14 protein-coding genes are annotated in these 15,489 nt (G+C 42.7%); 11 read left to right on the top strand and 3 right to left on the bottom strand.

Going from position 1 to position 15,489, the window contains the following annotated elements; all coding sequences use genetic code 11:
* Positions 1 to 96: 96 nt before the first annotated feature.
* Positions 97 to 795, bottom strand: a complete 699-nt coding sequence (locus B5X77_RS11115) for a Crp/Fnr family transcriptional regulator (RefSeq protein ID WP_079508063.1) — start codon at positions 793 to 795, stop codon at positions 97 to 99.
* Between the two features lie 328 nt (positions 796 to 1,123).
* On the opposite strand from B5X77_RS11115, the gene B5X77_RS11120 reads away from it, so the two are divergent.
* From B5X77_RS11120 to cls, 3 genes are all read left to right on the top strand, one after another.
* A complete protein-coding gene (locus tag B5X77_RS11120) occupies positions 1,124 to 2,623 on the top strand; it encodes a nitrate/nitrite transporter (protein WP_079508064.1) in 1,500 nt (499 codons plus the stop codon).
* Between the two features lie 243 nt (positions 2,624 to 2,866).
* Positions 2,867 to 3,883: a GTP 3',8-cyclase MoaA gene (gene moaA / locus B5X77_RS11125; protein WP_079508065.1), complete on the top strand. Its 1,017-nt coding sequence runs from the start codon at positions 2,867 to 2,869 to the stop codon at positions 3,881 to 3,883.
* A gap of 370 nt (positions 3,884 to 4,253) precedes the next feature.
* Positions 4,254 to 5,765, top strand: coding sequence for a cardiolipin synthase (gene cls, locus B5X77_RS11130; protein WP_079508066.1), 1,512 nt, complete (start codon positions 4,254 to 4,256; stop codon positions 5,763 to 5,765).
* A gap of 68 nt (positions 5,766 to 5,833) precedes the next feature.
* On the opposite strand, the gene ric is transcribed toward cls, so the two are convergent.
* Positions 5,834 to 6,532 (bottom strand): iron-sulfur cluster repair di-iron protein, encoded by a 699-nt coding sequence (ric, locus tag B5X77_RS11135; RefSeq protein WP_079508067.1) that lies wholly within the window; start codon positions 6,530 to 6,532, stop codon positions 5,834 to 5,836.
* Between the two features lie 366 nt (positions 6,533 to 6,898).
* On the opposite strand from ric, the gene B5X77_RS11140 reads away from it, so the two are divergent.
* The 4 genes from B5X77_RS11140 (at position 6,899) to B5X77_RS11155 (ending at position 10,288) form a co-directional block, all read left to right on the top strand.
* On the top strand, positions 6,899 to 8,164 hold the full coding sequence (locus B5X77_RS11140) for a molybdopterin molybdotransferase MoeA (protein WP_079508068.1): 1,266 nt from the start codon (positions 6,899 to 6,901) through the stop codon (positions 8,162 to 8,164).
* A complete protein-coding gene (mobB, locus tag B5X77_RS11145) occupies positions 8,152 to 8,676 on the top strand; it encodes a molybdopterin-guanine dinucleotide biosynthesis protein B (RefSeq protein WP_257391790.1) in 525 nt (174 codons plus the stop codon). The genes B5X77_RS11140 and mobB overlap by 13 nt, the downstream gene beginning before the upstream one ends.
* Before the next feature lie 146 nt (positions 8,677 to 8,822).
* Positions 8,823 to 9,251: a respiratory nitrate reductase subunit gamma gene (locus B5X77_RS11150; RefSeq protein ID WP_079508069.1), complete on the top strand. Its 429-nt coding sequence runs from the start codon at positions 8,823 to 8,825 to the stop codon at positions 9,249 to 9,251.
* Between the two features lie 320 nt (positions 9,252 to 9,571).
* Complete coding sequence (locus tag B5X77_RS11155; protein WP_079508070.1) at positions 9,572 to 10,288, top strand: YwiC-like family protein; 717 nt, start codon at positions 9,572 to 9,574, stop codon at positions 10,286 to 10,288.
* Positions 10,289 to 10,321: 33 nt separating this feature from the next.
* Here B5X77_RS11155 and B5X77_RS11160 read toward each other — a convergent pair whose 3' ends face one another.
* Positions 10,322 to 11,014 (bottom strand): Crp/Fnr family transcriptional regulator, encoded by a 693-nt coding sequence (locus B5X77_RS11160; protein WP_079508071.1) that lies wholly within the window; start codon positions 11,012 to 11,014, stop codon positions 10,322 to 10,324.
* Positions 11,015 to 11,236: 222 nt separating this feature from the next.
* On the opposite strand from B5X77_RS11160, the gene argC reads away from it, so the two are divergent.
* From argC to B5X77_RS11180, 4 genes are read left to right on the top strand one after another with little or no spacing between them, the layout of a single operon-like run.
* Entirely contained in the window at positions 11,237 to 12,271 is a 1,035-nt protein-coding gene (argC, locus tag B5X77_RS11165; RefSeq protein WP_079508072.1) for an N-acetyl-gamma-glutamyl-phosphate reductase, read from the top strand.
* 11 nt (positions 12,272 to 12,282) lie between these two features.
* Entirely contained in the window at positions 12,283 to 13,518 is a 1,236-nt protein-coding gene (gene argJ, locus B5X77_RS11170) for a bifunctional ornithine acetyltransferase/N-acetylglutamate synthase (protein ID WP_079508073.1), read from the top strand.
* Positions 13,519 to 13,531: 13 nt separating this feature from the next.
* The gene (gene argB, locus B5X77_RS11175; RefSeq protein WP_079508074.1) at positions 13,532 to 14,305 is read left to right on the top strand and encodes an acetylglutamate kinase; all 774 of its coding nucleotides are present in this window, start codon (positions 13,532 to 13,534) and stop codon (positions 14,303 to 14,305) included.
* Positions 14,302 to 15,459, top strand: a complete 1,158-nt coding sequence (locus B5X77_RS11180; RefSeq protein ID WP_079508075.1) for an acetylornithine transaminase — start codon at positions 14,302 to 14,304, stop codon at positions 15,457 to 15,459. Before argB ends, B5X77_RS11180 begins: the two co-directional genes overlap by 4 nt.
* Positions 15,460 to 15,489 lie beyond the last annotated feature (30 nt).

A 15,489-nucleotide genomic window follows, 5' to 3' on the forward strand; every position in this document is an offset into this window, starting at 1 on the left:
AATAGCAGGAAAGCCAAAAAAGCAGTTCTTGCCAAACCGGATGGAACTTCATAAAAAAACGAGTGGAATCGATTAGAGCTCCACTCGTTTTTTTTATTAGTCGATTGAACAGAAGATTGCCGGGCAATTTTCACAGCCGATTTCCTGGCGAAGGTAATCCACATCATGGACAAGGATTTTCCCCTTTTTGATGGAGATGATTCCTTCCCGCTTCAGTTCATTCAGAATCCGGTTGGTGCTTTCACGTGATGTGCCGCAAAAATTGGCCAGCTCCTGATTTGTTAAAGGCAGGTCTATTAGAATGCCTGTATCTTTATGGATACCATAGCTATTAGTCATCCTGATTAAAGTGGAGAATAAAGCGCCCTTTTTCCCATTGAGTACTAAATCACGGAATTTTGTCTGTGTTTTGCGGAAGTGGTCGCTCATCCATTTCATGAATTCAAATGCAAGAGATGGATTATGGAAAATTTCTTTCTCGATTACGTCTTTTCGGATCGCCGCGATTTTTGCATCTTCAAGGATCAATGCGCTTAACAAATATTTTGGTGCATCTGTAAAAAGGGTCAATTCCCCGCAAAGGTCATTCTCCCCGCAAATCCTTAAGGCAAGCTCACGGCCGTCCTGGGTGACCTTGCTGATCTGGACCTTACCGCCAAGAATTAAATAAAGCTCCTCCGCCTCCATACCTTCCTGGAATAAATAGGTTCCCTTTTCAACCTTGAATGTGCGGTCAGCAAACTGGAGTAATTCTTTGATTTCAATTGAATGAGTCACTTTAGTTGTATTTGGCATGGTCATCACCCTTTTTAGATTTTTTTCCCGTATCTCTTATTTGTTGACCCAATAATAACACCTGCATAGTGTTAACTAAATGAGGTATATGGAATTGTCAAAATCTCGTCACAATCTAGGTTTGATTTGTTCACATTTTAGAAACAAAATCGATCTATGTATATTATATCGATAAAAAAGGCAGTTGTTTCTGATGTTTAAAGACATCTGTGACAGTTTATTGAACAAAGGAGCAGGAGTGAAGTTTTGCACAGCGGAAATTTTGCAATTTTTCTACTATTTAAGGCAATGGAACTTTCCTCGAAGTAAACAAGAAGGGAGAAAAATCATGCGAACACAAAGACATCAGCTGCCGCTTCAAACGCTCAGCCTAGTTGCTGGGTTTATGGTTTGGGTCATACTATCATCATTGATGCCATATATAAAAGAAGATATTCAGTTGTCTGCTAATGAGGTTGCCGTTGTTGCAGCACTCCCTGTTATTCTGGGTTCAGTGCTGAGAATCCCAATTGGCTACTGGACAAACAAGTATGGAGCACGAAAACTGTTTTTTGTCAGCTTTGCCTTCCTCCTGTTTCCGGTATATTTTATCAGTCTGGCAGATTCCTTTATTGACCTGCTGTTAGGCGGCTTGCTGGTTGGAATAGGCGGTGCCATATTCTCTGTAGGTGTAACCTCGCTGCCAAAGTACTATCCAAAAGAACGCCATGGCTTTATCAACGGAATTTATGGGGTGGGCAACCTTGGAACCGCGGTCACCACCTTTTCAGCACCAGTCATTGCGGCGGGAATTGGCTGGCAGCCGACAGTAAGGCTTTACATGATTCTTATGATTGCATTTGCAGTGCTGAACTTTTGCCTGGGAGATAAAAATGAACCAAAAGTTGTCACACCTTTGGCGGAACAAATTAAAAGTGTATACAAGAACGAGAAGCTCTGGGCATTGTGCTTATTCTACTTCTTAACCTTTGGGTCATTTGTTGCCTTCACGATCTACCTTCCGAACTTCCTTGTATCACACTTTGGGCTGGAAAAAGTGGATGCAGGTTTCCGGACAGCTGGATTCATTGCTCTCGCGACATTCTTTAGGCCTATTGGCGGATGGCTAGGTGATAAATTCAATTCGTTTGTAATTTTGATAGTCGTATTTGCCGGCATGACCATCTCAGGGATATTGCTTTCCTTCACGCCTTCCCTGACTCTTTATACAATTGGATGTCTTGTGGTAGCAATCAGTGCAGGAATCGGCAACGGAACAATTTTTAAACTTGTCCCGCTTTATTTTTCCAAACAAGTAGGGATCGTAAATGGTATTGTTTCAGCAATGGGAGGTTTGGGAGGATTCTTCCCGCCGCTCATGCTCGCATTCCTGTTCAACCTCACAGGGCATTATGCTATAGGCTTCATGGCACTTTCACAGGTAGCGCTGGCAAGCTTGATCATCGTTATCTGGATGTACTATCAGGATAAATTGAACCTTGCCAAAAATATTATTGACCATACAGCTGAGGGAATCATGATTACAGATATAAAAGGCACGATTGAAAAAGTTAATCCGGCGTTTACGACCGTAACAGGTTACAAAGCAGAAGAAATCATTGGAGAAAATCCAAGAATCCTGCGATCAGGAAAGCATGGTGAAGCTTTTTACGAGGAGATGTGGAAATCAATAGAAGAGAAGGGCTCCTGGCAGGGGGAAATCTGGAATAAAAAGAAGAATGGCACCGTTTACCCTGAGTGGCTGACAATCAGTCCTGTCAAAAATGAAGCTGGTGAAATCAAACACTTTGTCGGCATGTTCAGTGAAATCCCCAAAAGAAAACAATAAATTGGAGAAGGCTGCATCAAATCCTTGATGCAGCCTTCTTTTTTAGATAATATGACAACATAGTGACAATTCTTAATAAAAACACTATCCTGGCAGTATTTATGTTGTAATATAGGTGTAAGGGTAAAATCTACTATTTTAAAAGAGGACTATTGATGTTACTGTGAGAATATTAACAGTTAACAATGTTTGTATTTGTTACAATGTCAATAATCATAACTTCTTTAATTGGAGTTGACACATATGGTAAAAAGCATAATTAAAGACCAATTAAATAGACCGCTGCGCGACCTGCGTATTTCTGTTATAGATCGATGTAATTTCCGCTGTCAGTATTGTATGCCTGCTGAAATTTTTGGACCTGACTTCGCGTTTTTGCCAAAGAGTGAACTGCTGTCATATGAAGAAATTGAAAGAGTGGCAAAAATGTTCATAGAACTTGGTGTGGAAAAAATCAGGCTTACAGGCGGCGAACCATTAATGCGGAAGGATTTGCCGATTCTTGTCAAAAAGCTGAACCAGATTGAAGGACTTCAGGACATAGCCCTGACTACAAATGGTGTCATGCTTCCTAAACATGCAGAAGAGTTGTATTCAGCTGGCTTGAAGCGTGTCAATATCAGTCTGGATAGTTTAAAGGACGAACTGTTCGGCGAAATCAATGGACGGAATGTAGGGGTAGGACCAGTACTCAAGGGAATCGAGGCGGCAAAAAAGGCCGGTTTGGGCGTTAAAATCAACATGGTCGTCAAAAAAGGCCTGAATGATTCTGAAATCCTTCCGATGGCAGAATTTTGCAAGAAGGAAGGACTCGAGCTTCGTTATATTGAATACATGGATGTAGGAAGCACGAATGGCTGGAAAATGGATGATGTCATAACGAAGAAGCAAATCCATGAAATGATTAGTCAACAATATGAACTGGAAGCAGTGGATCCTGATTATTTTGGAGAAGTCGCAAAAAAATACCGTTACAAGGATACGGATATCAATGTCGGCTTCATTTCATCCGTATCAGAGTCCTTTTGCTCCAGCTGCACAAGGTCACGTTTATCGGCAAATGGACAGGTTTTCACCTGCTTATTCAACGGAAATGGCCATGATATCCGCGATTTCATGCGTGCCGGTGCTACAGACGATGAGCTGCGCAATCGCATTACGGATATATGGAACCATAGAACGGACCGGTATTCAGATGAACGGACAGCGGAAACAGTGGCGAATAGAAAGAAAATCGAAATGTCCTATATTGGCGGTTAAAGACTCCTTCGGGGGTCTTTTTTTTTCAAGCGGACCACTCACTGATACCGCCAACACATAAAACTGCAACAGTTTTTTACAGGTGGGCGATATAAGTGAACAAGTGGCTGATATATTCACAAATCTGGCCGATATATATTCGCAAAAGTGGTCGATAAATCCTGAATTGCGGCCGATAAGTTTCAGAATTTGGCCGATAAAATGAACTAATCTCTCAACCATTCAACCACCGCCAGGTTAATTCTGCTGACTAACAAATATCCCTCCAAAATAAAACAATGATTTGTATTTTGGGCATACTATGTTTCCAATGTTAGAGAGTATGGGTATATAAATGAAACTACGATAAACTTTGTTGGAGAATACCTGAATGTTAAAAAGAGGAATCGAATTCTTATTTGTATTTATTTTAATGGCGTGTATGTACATTGTTTTTTTTACAGCTTACGGCCAATTGATAAAAATTGGGGCGATAGTGATTTATGCGTTGATTTTGTTTATCAGCATCTATTCTTTGATGCTCGAGAACCGTTCGCCGCAGCACACACTGATGTGGATGTATGTGATGCTGTTATTTCCTGTTGCAGGGTATTTTTTCTACTTATTTTCCGGGCAGCTGTACTTAAAAGGGTATTTGTATAAAAGCAAGCGTACCCGGGATCGTGATCAATGGGAAAGGCTGATGAGGAAGGAAGAGTCGAGGGATCTTTCTTTTTTGATAGAAAACCAGCTATGCTTTGCCAAATATGCAAAGAATGCCACATTGACTCCGATTACAACCGCTTCACGGGCAAAAATACTGAAAAATGGAGAAGAGACATTTTCCAAGATAAAAGAGAAGTTACGGGAAGCGCAAAAATTCATCCATATGGAATACTATATTTTCAGATCTGATCGTCTTGGACGGGAAATTATCGATATCTTGATCGAAAAAGCAGAGCAGGGTGTCGAGGTTTTATTTATGTTCGATGCTGCCGGAAGCATGAAGATGGGTGCAAAAGACCTTAAGGATATGCAGGATGCAGGCATTAAAGCCTCCCCGTTCTCTCCCCTTAAGTATGGATTCTTCAATCAAAAATTCAATTTTCGGAACCACAGGAAAATAGTGATCATTGATGGGGAAATTGGGTTTGTTGGTGGATTGAATGTTGGGGTGGAATATCTGGGTCAAGATGAAAAAATAGGGTTTTGGCGTGATACCCATCTGATGCTGACAGGAGAGGCTGTTTACACTCTTCACAATGTCTTCCTGCTTGATTGGGAATATGTCAGTGGGGAAAAGGTCCTTGACAACCATGTGGCCCAGAAAAAACCGCATACTAACGACGAACTGGATGGTGCTATCCAGGTGGTGCCAAGCGGCCCGGATACACAGCAAGGTATCATGAGCGATTTTTACTACACCATGATGTCCTGTGCAACAAAGTCGATCTGGATTGCTACTCCTTATTTCGTTCCAGATGAAGCAATCCGGACTGCATTGCGTGTAGCTGCCGCCAAGGGGATTGAGGTGAGGATCCTGGTGCCGGAAATCAATGATAGTTTCCTTACACAGTACGCCAGCCGCTCTTACTTTTCAGAGCTGCTGCGGAATGGGGCTGAAATATACTCTTATAAAAAGGGGTTCTTGCACCAGAAGGTTATCATTGTGGATGGGAATATCGCGTCTATTGGAACGGCCAATATGGATATGAGGAGTTTCCATCTGAATTTTGAGGTGAATGTCTTCCTGTTTGGAACAAGCTCGATCAGGGATCTTGTTGCGCATTATGAGGATGATCTCAATGATTCTGAGAAAATCAGAGCGGTCCAATATCATAAGCGCGGGCTCTGGGAAAGAACGAAAGAATCCTTTGCTCGTCTGTTTTCAGGTGCATTGTGATTCAGCAAAAATGACCCCATCATGAAGGATGGGGTCATTTTTTACATAATAATTCATGAAGTTCCTTACTATGCAATATATCTAGGGAATAGAATATTATTTTCAAGATGTACATGCATGAATGTGTGTGATTCCAGGGCTTCAAGTCGTTTATAGACTAACCGGTAAGTTCCGCAAGCATCGATTGGCGGATTGAAGCCGCCTGTAATTTCCCGCAATTGTTTAAGAATAGAGCCTGCATGGTCATGTTCTTTTTCAAGCGCCTTAATTTCGGCAACCATTTCAGCTCGTTTTTCATCCTCTTCTGCTTCCAGCTGGAGAAGAAGCGGGAATACGGCAGCTTCTTCTTTGGCCGTATGTTCCAAAAGCTCCTTCTTTAATTCGTAGAAAAGTTCATACACTTCTAACAATTCTTCGTGGCGATCACCATGGACTTTTGCAACTTTGGTTACATAGGGGCTAAGCATCTTTAATTCTTCTTCCAGTTCACGGTGGTATTTATTTTTGATGTGCTCGATCAATTCTTCAGAATCACTCTCGGTCCAAACCTCCATGTTTTCGGCCTTGCCATTGTGCTTCTTGTACAGCTCCTCCAATTCATTCATCAGCGCAGGAACATCTAGGTTCTGTTCTATCGCAGCATCTGAAAGCGGACGATTCCCGCCACAGCAAAAATCGAGTCTGTTTTTCTTAAATAAATCGCTGGATTGAGGGAATATATTGACAATATCTTTGACTAGTGAATTTTGATTAAAAGGCATTTGCATGTAAAAAACCTCCAATAAAATGAGTTAATATGGCTTTTTCCGTAAACGTTGCAGCTTTTCCCGAAAAATGGTCGTATTCCAGTGAGCAGTTTTCTTGTATAAGCCCGTAATCTGTAGAATCATGTTGGAAGGGCAGAATGAAAAGCAACAAACTTACGCAAGACAGCTTATATACGGTTTACATTCTCAGCATAAAGGAAATGTTGTTACTACTTGGTGATGTGTATCACACTTCACAAAAATTCTACATATTTTAAGAAAATATTTTTGATAGAATACTGTGAGGTTTGTTATGTTTTCATTTTTACATTACTCTTATAATGTAAAAGATGATCATTAGATAAGCCTGCAATAGGAGCTGATAATATGTTAGAGAGAAGGAATCCCATTCCTATAGGAGAGGCCGTTAAAAGGGTTATGGAGCATAAAAAGAAGGGCGCCATTGAATACGTATCAATCAATGAAAGCTATGGCCGCTATCTTTCAGAAGACCTGAAAGCAACCAGTGATGTCCCGCATTTTGACAGGGCGCCATATGATGGGTATGCAATCCGATCGGTCGATTCAGCGGAAGCATCACAAGACCATTCTGTGGAATTTGAAGTGGTGGACCATATCGGGGCAGGTATGCTTACAGATAAAGAACTTGGACCTTTCCAGGCTGTCAGGATCATGACAGGCGCGCAAATGCCTGTTGGGGCTGATGCTGTTGTCATGCTTGAATTGGTAAAAGAAAATGAGCGTGACGGTAAAAAATACATGGAAACGAAACGCAAGCATAATAAAGGTGACAATATTTCTTATCGCGGGGAGGATGCGAAGGAAGGGGAAGTGCTCGTCAAAAAAGGCACATTTATCAATCCTGGTATCCAGGCAATGCTTGCGACTTTTGGGTATGCCCAGGTGCCTGTTGCTAAGAAACCAGTGATCGGGCTCTATGCCACTGGAACAGAGCTGCTTGATGTTGATGAACCGCTCGAACCTGGAAAAATCCGCAACAGTAATTCCTATATGATCTCTGCTCAAATTCTGCGTGCAGGAGCAGAAGTAAGATACTTTGGCCAGCTTCCAGATGACTTTGATACATGCTTTGACGCAGTCAGCAAAGCTATCGAAGAAGTGGATTTATTCATTACAACCGGGGGAGTGTCAGTGGGAGATTATGATTATCTTCCGGAAATTTACGCAAAGCTCGGAGCGGAAGTTTTGTTCAATAAGGTGGCAATGAGGCCAGGAAGCGTAACGACGGTTGCCCAGCTTGATGGCAAATTGCTCTTTGGCCTATCTGGTAACCCTTCTGCCTGTTACGTAGGATTTGAATTATTCGCCAGGCCGATTATCAGGACCATGCTGTTTACCGGGAAGCCTCATCTAAGAAAGGAAAAGGCAGTGCTTGACGCCAACTTCCCTAAAGCGAATCCTTTCACAAGATTTGTAAGAAGTGCGCTTTCAGTCCAAAATGGGAAGCTGGTGGTAACCCCGAGCGGTCTTGATAAATCCAATATCATTATGAGCCTTGCCGGCGCAAACTCACTCATGATCCTCCCGGGAGGAACAAGAGGCTTTGAAGAAGGTACTGAGGTAGAAGTTCTCATGCTTGAGGACCATGTTGGCAGTGAATGGCCTTGGTAAAACCCGTACTGTTCCAATTGGCAGGATACCAGAACAGCGGGAAGACGACACTTAGCCTTAGGTTGATTCAGCAACTTGCTCAGGCTGGCCTGAGGGTTGCAACGGTTAAACACCATGGACACGGAGGCAAGCCGGATATAGTGGAGACAAAGGATTCTGGCCGGCATGTGCACGCAGGCGCGGCTGTCTCCCTTGTGGAAGGCGGAGGCAGGATGGTTCTTCAAGCTGAGAAAGGACAATGGTCCCTGGCTGAGGAGATAGAGGTTTTAACCTGTTTTAAGCCTGATGTAATTTTGATAGAAGGTTACAAAACTGAGCCTTATCCTAAAGCTGTTATTCTTAGAGATGAAGCAGATTTAGAATTACTGGACCGTCTTTCGAATATCCAGGCAATCTTTTATCGAGACCAGAAGCTGGCTGCTCAGTTAAAAGATTGTCCGTTACCGAATTTTCATATGGAGGAAGACAAGGGAGTGAATTGGACTCTTGAATATGTCCTCAGTCAAGTTTAGGTGGAAAGTCCCTCTTTCCACCTGTTTTATTGTTTAAAAGTTCATGATTTTGTCAAAGGGGCGACTTTTGTCACTGTCACTTCACACTTAGCCGGTTAGAATGTTAATGGAGTTCATGTTTGTGGATTTTTTGTGAGGTGAGAGCAATGGAAATGCTGCACATGTTTTTATGGATTGTATATCCATATACAGTAGTAGCAATAGTAGGAATGGGCATTGTCTGGCAATATGATGCGTCTAGTGATGAGGGGGCAAGAACGGAAGCAGGAAGGCTGCTGATAGTAATGGTAAAAATATTAATGGCTGCGAGTACTGCAACTGGAATCGCCATCGTAACGTCAAGCAGCTTGGCTGACGAACCAGTCTTGTTGTTAAGGTGGCTCATTAGTCTGGTTCAGCTTCAGCCAGACATGAGCTTGATTCTGGATATTTCTGTTCTCTCAACGGTTCATTTTATCGTTGTGTTCTTATTCCTGCTGAGTCTGGCATTCACAAAGGAAATTTATTATTTAATGAAGCCCCATCATTATTTGAAAAAAATCTATCTGAAAATACATGTTGAAAAAAGAGGATAAGCTGATAGACTGCACATCATTGGTTGGCAACAATTAACCAGTGGGGTGCAGTTTATTTTTGTTGAGGGGGAAGGTATTGCACCTCTAGATATTCGCGCATGGCCATTTTTATCCCTGAGTGTGCTTGTGAAAAGTATCTTATTGTGATAAGTGTCAGCTTTGAGCAGCTCTGACATAAGGATTTACGCTTTTCTTATGGCCGGTTTTTTGACAGTTCGGTGTCATTTGAAAGCAATGCCGACAAAATGTGATGTGTTTCACTTATACAATCTCCCTGCTGCTTTATAGTAAAGATAGGAAACAAAAGGGAGTGTTCATTAATGAATTTATTTTTGCCAAAACAGCATGGAGCCTGGGCGATGCTGATCATCCCTTTCTGGCTTGGAGCAGCAGCAAGTGGAATCGTCTGGCAGCATATCCCGTTCTTTATTGGATGGCTATTATTATATTTAGGAACATATCCGCTCCTCTTAATATTCAAGAAAAAGAAAATCCCGTTTTACCGCAAATGGGCCCTTATATACATTTTGCCAGCTTTAGCGTTTTTGATGATTCCGCTATTCACGACACCATCCATTGTGTTCTTTGGATTTGCGATGGTTCCATTTTTTATCATCAATGCCTTTTTTTCAGCAAGAAATAAAGACAGGGCACTGATGAATGATCTAAGTGCCATCATAGTTTTTTCAATTGCTGGCCTGGCAAGCAGTTATTTGCCCGGGGCGGAAATCAATCAGCATGCCATTCTGGTTTTTGGCTCAACGATTCTATTTTTCGTCGGCAGTACATTCTATGTAAAAACGATGATCCGTGAAAAAAAGAACAATCAATTCAAATTGATTTCTTGGACCTATCATTTTGTGGTCCCCGTATTGTGGCTGGCAGCCGGAGAAGCAATCGTCGCTATTGCTGCTGTGCCTAGCTTGCTCAGAGCAATCCTATTTTACGGCAAGCCGCTCACGGTCATGCAGGTGGGAATATATGAAATCTTGAACGCAGTCCTGTTTTTCGTCATTATGCTGTTTGTAATCCTATAAAAAAGTAGAGCCGCCAATCTTTTGGCGGCTTATTTATTCGATATTGCAGATTTCAACTGGACAATTTTCACAGTCAATTTCCCTTTTCAGGCGATGGAGGGCGTGTACAGTGATAAAACCTTTATCGATGGAGATAATCTTTTTCTTCCTTAGCTCGCTCAATAACCGGTTTACGACCTCACGGGATGTACCACAGAAGTTTGCGAGTTCCTGGTTAGTCAGAGGTACATCTATTTTCAGCCCATCTTCTGTTTTTACTCCGTAGCTGTTCACCATTCGAATAAGGGTAGAGTATAGTGCACCTTTCTTTCCGTGCAGGACAAGATCCCTGATTCTTGTTTGCGACTTACGGTGCTGCAGGGAAAGCCACTTAACCAGTTCAAGCGCCAATCCGCTATCCTTGGCAATTTCTGCCTCTAACCTATCCTTCTGAATGACCGCAACACTTCCGCTTTCTGAAGATCTGGCGGTCAGTATATGCTGGGAGGCTGGACTGAACAATGCCAGTTCTCCAATCAATTCACCAGCAGAACACATTCTGATAGTTAATTCACGGCCGTCCGGTACTATTTTACTGATTTGGAATTTTCCGCTTTGAATAATGTATAGCTCATTTGCATGATTCCCTTCTTCAAAGAGGAAGCTGCCTTTATCAATATTCTTGATTCTATGGACTTTTTCAAACAGCTTATTCATATTCGGTGACAAGGTTGCTGCTGTCAACATCTGAATACCACCTTATTTATGGGGATTTATACACCCGTCCGTATCTGATAATTAATATAATTATATTGTAAAGCATACAAAATCGGCAACGTAATTGTGAAAAGTTCACATATTGTTAATAAATTAGTTGCCTTTTGATGATTTAGTTTTTATAATAAAAAGAAATTTATTAATATTTATAAACATAAATGTTTATTTATGCATTTCGAAAGGAGGAAGAAAGTGAAGGCAGCGATCATTGGCACAACAGGGTATGGAGGCGGGGAACTGATCCGTATTCTTAACAATCATCCATTTTTCACCATACACTCTGTCCATACCACTCGTGATGAAAAGCCCGTATCTGCAGAGTATCCACATTTGACTGGCATTTTTGACAAAGTACTTACCAAGATAGATCCTGATAAAATCAGTGCGGAAGCGGATATTGTCTTCCTGGCTACCCCCTCGAGAGTATCTGGAGACCTTGTGTCAGCTTTCATTGACAAAAACATCAAAGTGGTCGACCTATCCGGAGACCTGAGATTAAAAGATTCAAAGGCTTATAGAAACTGGTATAAACATGAACCAGTTGCAGACAGGATCTTAAATGAAGCAGTTTATGGTCTTAGCGAATGGAACAGGGGGAAGATTTCCAATGGAACCCTTCTTGCCAATCCCGGCTGCTATCCGACATCTGCGCTACTAGGCCTGGCACCAGTCTTAACGGAAAAAGTGATTGACCCGAAAAGCATAATTATCGATGCAAAATCTGGTGTATCCGGGGCAGGAAGATCACCTTCAATAGGAACTTTGTACGCAGAGTTAAACGAAAATTTCAAAATTTATAAAGTCAACGAACATCAGCATATCCCTGAGATCGAACAACAGTTAAGCCTTTGGAATGGTGAAGGGGTGACGGTAACCTTCAGCACCCACTTGATTCCGGTTACGAGAGGAATCATGACTACCATGTATGTGAATTTAAAAGAAGATTGGAATACTTCGAGATTACTGGATTTGTATGAGGAGACCTATCAGCAGCATCCTTTTGTTCGGGTCAGGAAGCAGGGGATTTTCCCGGCGATTAAAGAGGTTAAAGGATCGAATTATTGTGATATCGGCTTGCATGCCGACAGCAGGACTGGAAGGCTCACCATTGTTTCAGTCATCGATAATTTAATGAAAGGCGCTGCAGGGCAGGCGGTCCAGAACGCAAATATCATGTTTGGAATGGAGGAAACAGCGGGACTCGAAATGATGCCCCTGTATCCATAAAGGAGGATTATATGTACCAGGCTTTTACTGACGAAAAAGTGATCAGAGCAATTGCGGACGGGGGAATTTTGACTCCAAAGGGATTCAAATGTGGCGGAATTCATGCCGGCTTACGCTATAACAAGCTTGATTTAGGACTGATTGTAAGCGATACACCTGCAAGCTGCGCTGCTGTGTATACGACAAGCCATTTCCAGGCTGCTCCACTGGTTGTTACACAGGAGAGCATAGCCCAGGAAGGAATTTTACAGGCAGTTGTTGTAAACAGTGCCTGTGCGAATGCCTGCACAGGCGAGCAGGGCTACAAGGATGCTTTGAAGATGCGAGAGCTGACAGCAGCGAAATTAGGTATTGCTGAACACCAAGTTGCTGTAGCTTCCACAGGAGTCATTGGCGAATATTTGCAAATGGATAAAATTGAGGCGGGTATCGCAAAGCTGGCTGTCGGGGATGCTGCCAAAGATGCAAACGACTTTCAGACTGCAATCCTGACAACCGACCTTGTAATGAAACACTCTTGTTATTCTGCTGAAATTGATGGTATGACAGTCTCAATAGGAGGAGCAGCAAAAGGTTCAGGGATGATCCATCCGAATATGGCTACAATGCTTGGTTTTTTAACAACTGATGCAAATATATCAAGTGCCGATCTGACTTTTGCGCTCAGAGAAGTAACGAACACAACTTTCAACCAGATAACTGTCGATGGTGATACCTCGACAAACGATATGGTACTGGTAATGGCAAATGGCGCTGCCGGGAATCATCCATTGAACCCTGAGCATCCAGACTGGCCGGTTTTTATCGGCTTGTTAAAAGAAAGTTGTGCCAGCCTTGCGAAGCAAATTGCAAGGGATGGAGAAGGTGCAACCAAACTGATTGAGATATCTGTATCGGGTGCAATATCTGATGAAGAGGCTCGGATGATTGGCAAGCAGATTGCGGGCTCAAATTTAGTGAAGACCGCTGTATATGGTGCGGACGCCAACTGGGGAAGGATTATTGGGGCCATTGGCCAGAGCCAGGCGACGGTAAATTCAGAAACGGTCGACATTTCGCTGGGAGAAATCATCATGCTGAAAGAAAGTACTCCTATTGCTTTCGATGAAGAAATAGCCAGAGAGTACCTGCAGAATGACAAGGTAGATATTTTTGTTGATCTTCATCTCGGTGAGGGAAGAGGAATGGCCTGGGGCTGTGACCTTTCCTATGATTATGTGAAAATTAACGCAAGCTATCGGACATAAAGGGGCGGATTCTTTGGAAACTGTAGTCATTAAATGCGGCGGAAGTGTGATGGAGGAGCTTAATGACAGTTTTTTTGAAAGTCTTAAAGAAATTATGAAGGACGGTTATTTTCCGGTCATTGTCCATGGCGGCGGGCCAGCAATTAATTCGATGCTGGATTTATATAATATTGCTGCGGACTTTAAGGATGGACTTAGGGTGACATGTGAAAAAACAATGGGGATTGTTGAATTGGTCCTTTCAGGGCAAACGAACAGGCAGCTGTGCAGCATGTTCATAAAGCAGGGACTAAAGGTGCTTGGCATTAATGGAAGTGACGGTTCATGCCTGCAGGCTGACTATATCGATAAACAAGGGCTGGGTTATGTAGGGACAATAAACACAGTCAATACCGACCTGATCATGATGGCGGTACAGAATGGATATATTCCTGTCATTACTCCAATCGGGATTGCTGAGGATGGCTGCAAGCTGAATATCAATGGTGATTATGCCGCTGCATCTGTCGCAAAAGCTTTGAAAGCAGAGCGTTGCGCTTTTGTGACCAATGTTGATGGTATCCTGGTCAACGGGGAGCTCATCAGCGAAGTTAACGAACGTCAAATAAAAGGTTATATTTCTGATGGAAGTATATATGGCGGAATGATACCAAAGGTAAATTCGGCATTATCCGCAACAGCTGCTGGTATAGAGAAAGTGATGATCATTTCTGGCAAAAAGCCATTTTATAAGAATAACTGCTGGTATGGCACCGCGATAGCAGCTGAAGAAGGAGTGTTAAAATGAGTCATTTATTCCCTACGTATCAAAGATGGGAGATCGAGCCTGAGAAGGCGAGCGGTACTGTTATTTACGCTAAAGATGGACGTGAATATCTGGATTTCACTTCGGGAATTGGTGTTTGCAATCTTGGTCATCGACCTGAAGCTGTTGAACAGGCTGTCAAAGAGCAGCTCGAATTATTTTGGCATGTATCAAATCTTTTTCCGCAATCCATCCAGGAAGAAGCGGCCACGAAGCTTGCGGCAGCATCTGGCTTGGACTATGTTTTTTTCGCCAATAGCGGGGCAGAAGCAAATGAAGCGGCAATAAAAATGGCACGAAAAGCGACTGGCAGGACTAAAATCATTACCTTCCTTCAATCATTTCACGGAAGGACATTTGCAGGCATGGCAGCTACCGGTCAGGAGAAAATCAAGCAGGGTTTCGGCAGCATGCTCGAAACTTTTATACACCTTCCATTCAATGACTTGGAAGCTTTAAGTAAAGAAATTGATTCCGATACAGCGGCAGTCATGATCGAGATGGTCCAGGGGGAAGGCGGAATTCATGTCGTTACTGCCGATTTTATAAAAGAAGCCTCCAGGATATGCACAGAAAATGGGGTCCTGCTTATTGTAGATGAAATCCAGACAGGAATCGGCCGCACAGGAAAGCCATTTGCCTTTCAGCACTTCGATATTTCACCAGATATCATAACGGTTGCTAAAGGACTTGGTAATGGCCTGCCTATTGGGGCGGCAATCGGAAAAATGGAACTGGCAGAACATTTCGGGCCTGGAAGCCACGGCTCTACATTCGGAGGGAATCCAATCAGCACAGCCGCAGCATCAGCTGTAATGGACATCATCTTTGACGAAAAGTACCTGACAGAGGTCACCGCCAAAGGGGAATTGTTATTTCAACTGCTGGATAAGGAGCTTGGCAGTTTAGGAGCAGTAAAAGAAATTAGAGGCCTCGGCTTAATGGCAGGAATCGAATTAACTGTTGCGGCCCCACCGATACTCGCACAATTGAGGAAGTCGGGATTAATCGCCTTGCCTGCAGGAGAAAAGGTCATCAGGCTTCTCCCGCCACTAAGTGTAAGTGCTGAAGAGCTTGAAAAGGCTGTCTTAATAATGAAAGATAATATAGTAAAGACAACTGTAACAGCTTCATAGCTGTATATTTTTAAATATAAAATGCATAAA

The sequence above is a fragment of the Mesobacillus jeotgali genome (assembly GCF_900166585.1).
In the GTDB taxonomy this organism is placed as follows: domain Bacteria; phylum Bacillota; class Bacilli; order Bacillales; family Cytobacillaceae; genus Mesobacillus; species Mesobacillus jeotgali_A.

Excerpts from the sequence above, each read along its gene's own strand:
- ric (WP_079508067.1), bottom strand. The coding sequence starts at position 6,532 with ATGCAAATGCCTTTTAATCAAAATTCACTAGTCAAAGATATTGTCAAT.
- B5X77_RS11140 (WP_079508068.1), top strand. The coding sequence starts at position 6,899 with ATGTTAGAGAGAAGGAATCCCATTCCTATAGGAGAGGCCGTTAAAAGG.
- cls (WP_079508066.1), top strand. The coding sequence starts at position 4,254 with ATGTTAAAAAGAGGAATCGAATTCTTATTTGTATTTATTTTAATGGCG.
- moaA (WP_079508065.1), top strand. The coding sequence starts at position 2,867 with ATGGTAAAAAGCATAATTAAAGACCAATTAAATAGACCGCTGCGCGAC.
- B5X77_RS11120 (WP_079508064.1), top strand. The coding sequence starts at position 1,124 with ATGCGAACACAAAGACATCAGCTGCCGCTTCAAACGCTCAGCCTAGTT.
- argJ (WP_079508073.1), top strand. The coding sequence starts at position 12,283 with ATGTACCAGGCTTTTACTGACGAAAAAGTGATCAGAGCAATTGCGGAC.
- B5X77_RS11160 (WP_079508071.1), bottom strand. The coding sequence starts at position 11,014 with ATGTTGACAGCAGCAACCTTGTCACCGAATATGAATAAGCTGTTTGAA.
- B5X77_RS11150 (WP_079508069.1), top strand. The coding sequence starts at position 8,823 with ATGGAAATGCTGCACATGTTTTTATGGATTGTATATCCATATACAGTA.
- B5X77_RS11180 (WP_079508075.1), top strand. The coding sequence starts at position 14,302 with ATGAGTCATTTATTCCCTACGTATCAAAGATGGGAGATCGAGCCTGAG.
- mobB (WP_257391790.1), top strand. The coding sequence starts at position 8,152 with ATGGCCTTGGTAAAACCCGTACTGTTCCAATTGGCAGGATACCAGAAC.
- B5X77_RS11155 (WP_079508070.1), top strand. The coding sequence starts at position 9,572 with ATGAATTTATTTTTGCCAAAACAGCATGGAGCCTGGGCGATGCTGATC.
- B5X77_RS11115 (WP_079508063.1), bottom strand. The coding sequence starts at position 795 with ATGCCAAATACAACTAAAGTGACTCATTCAATTGAAATCAAAGAATTA.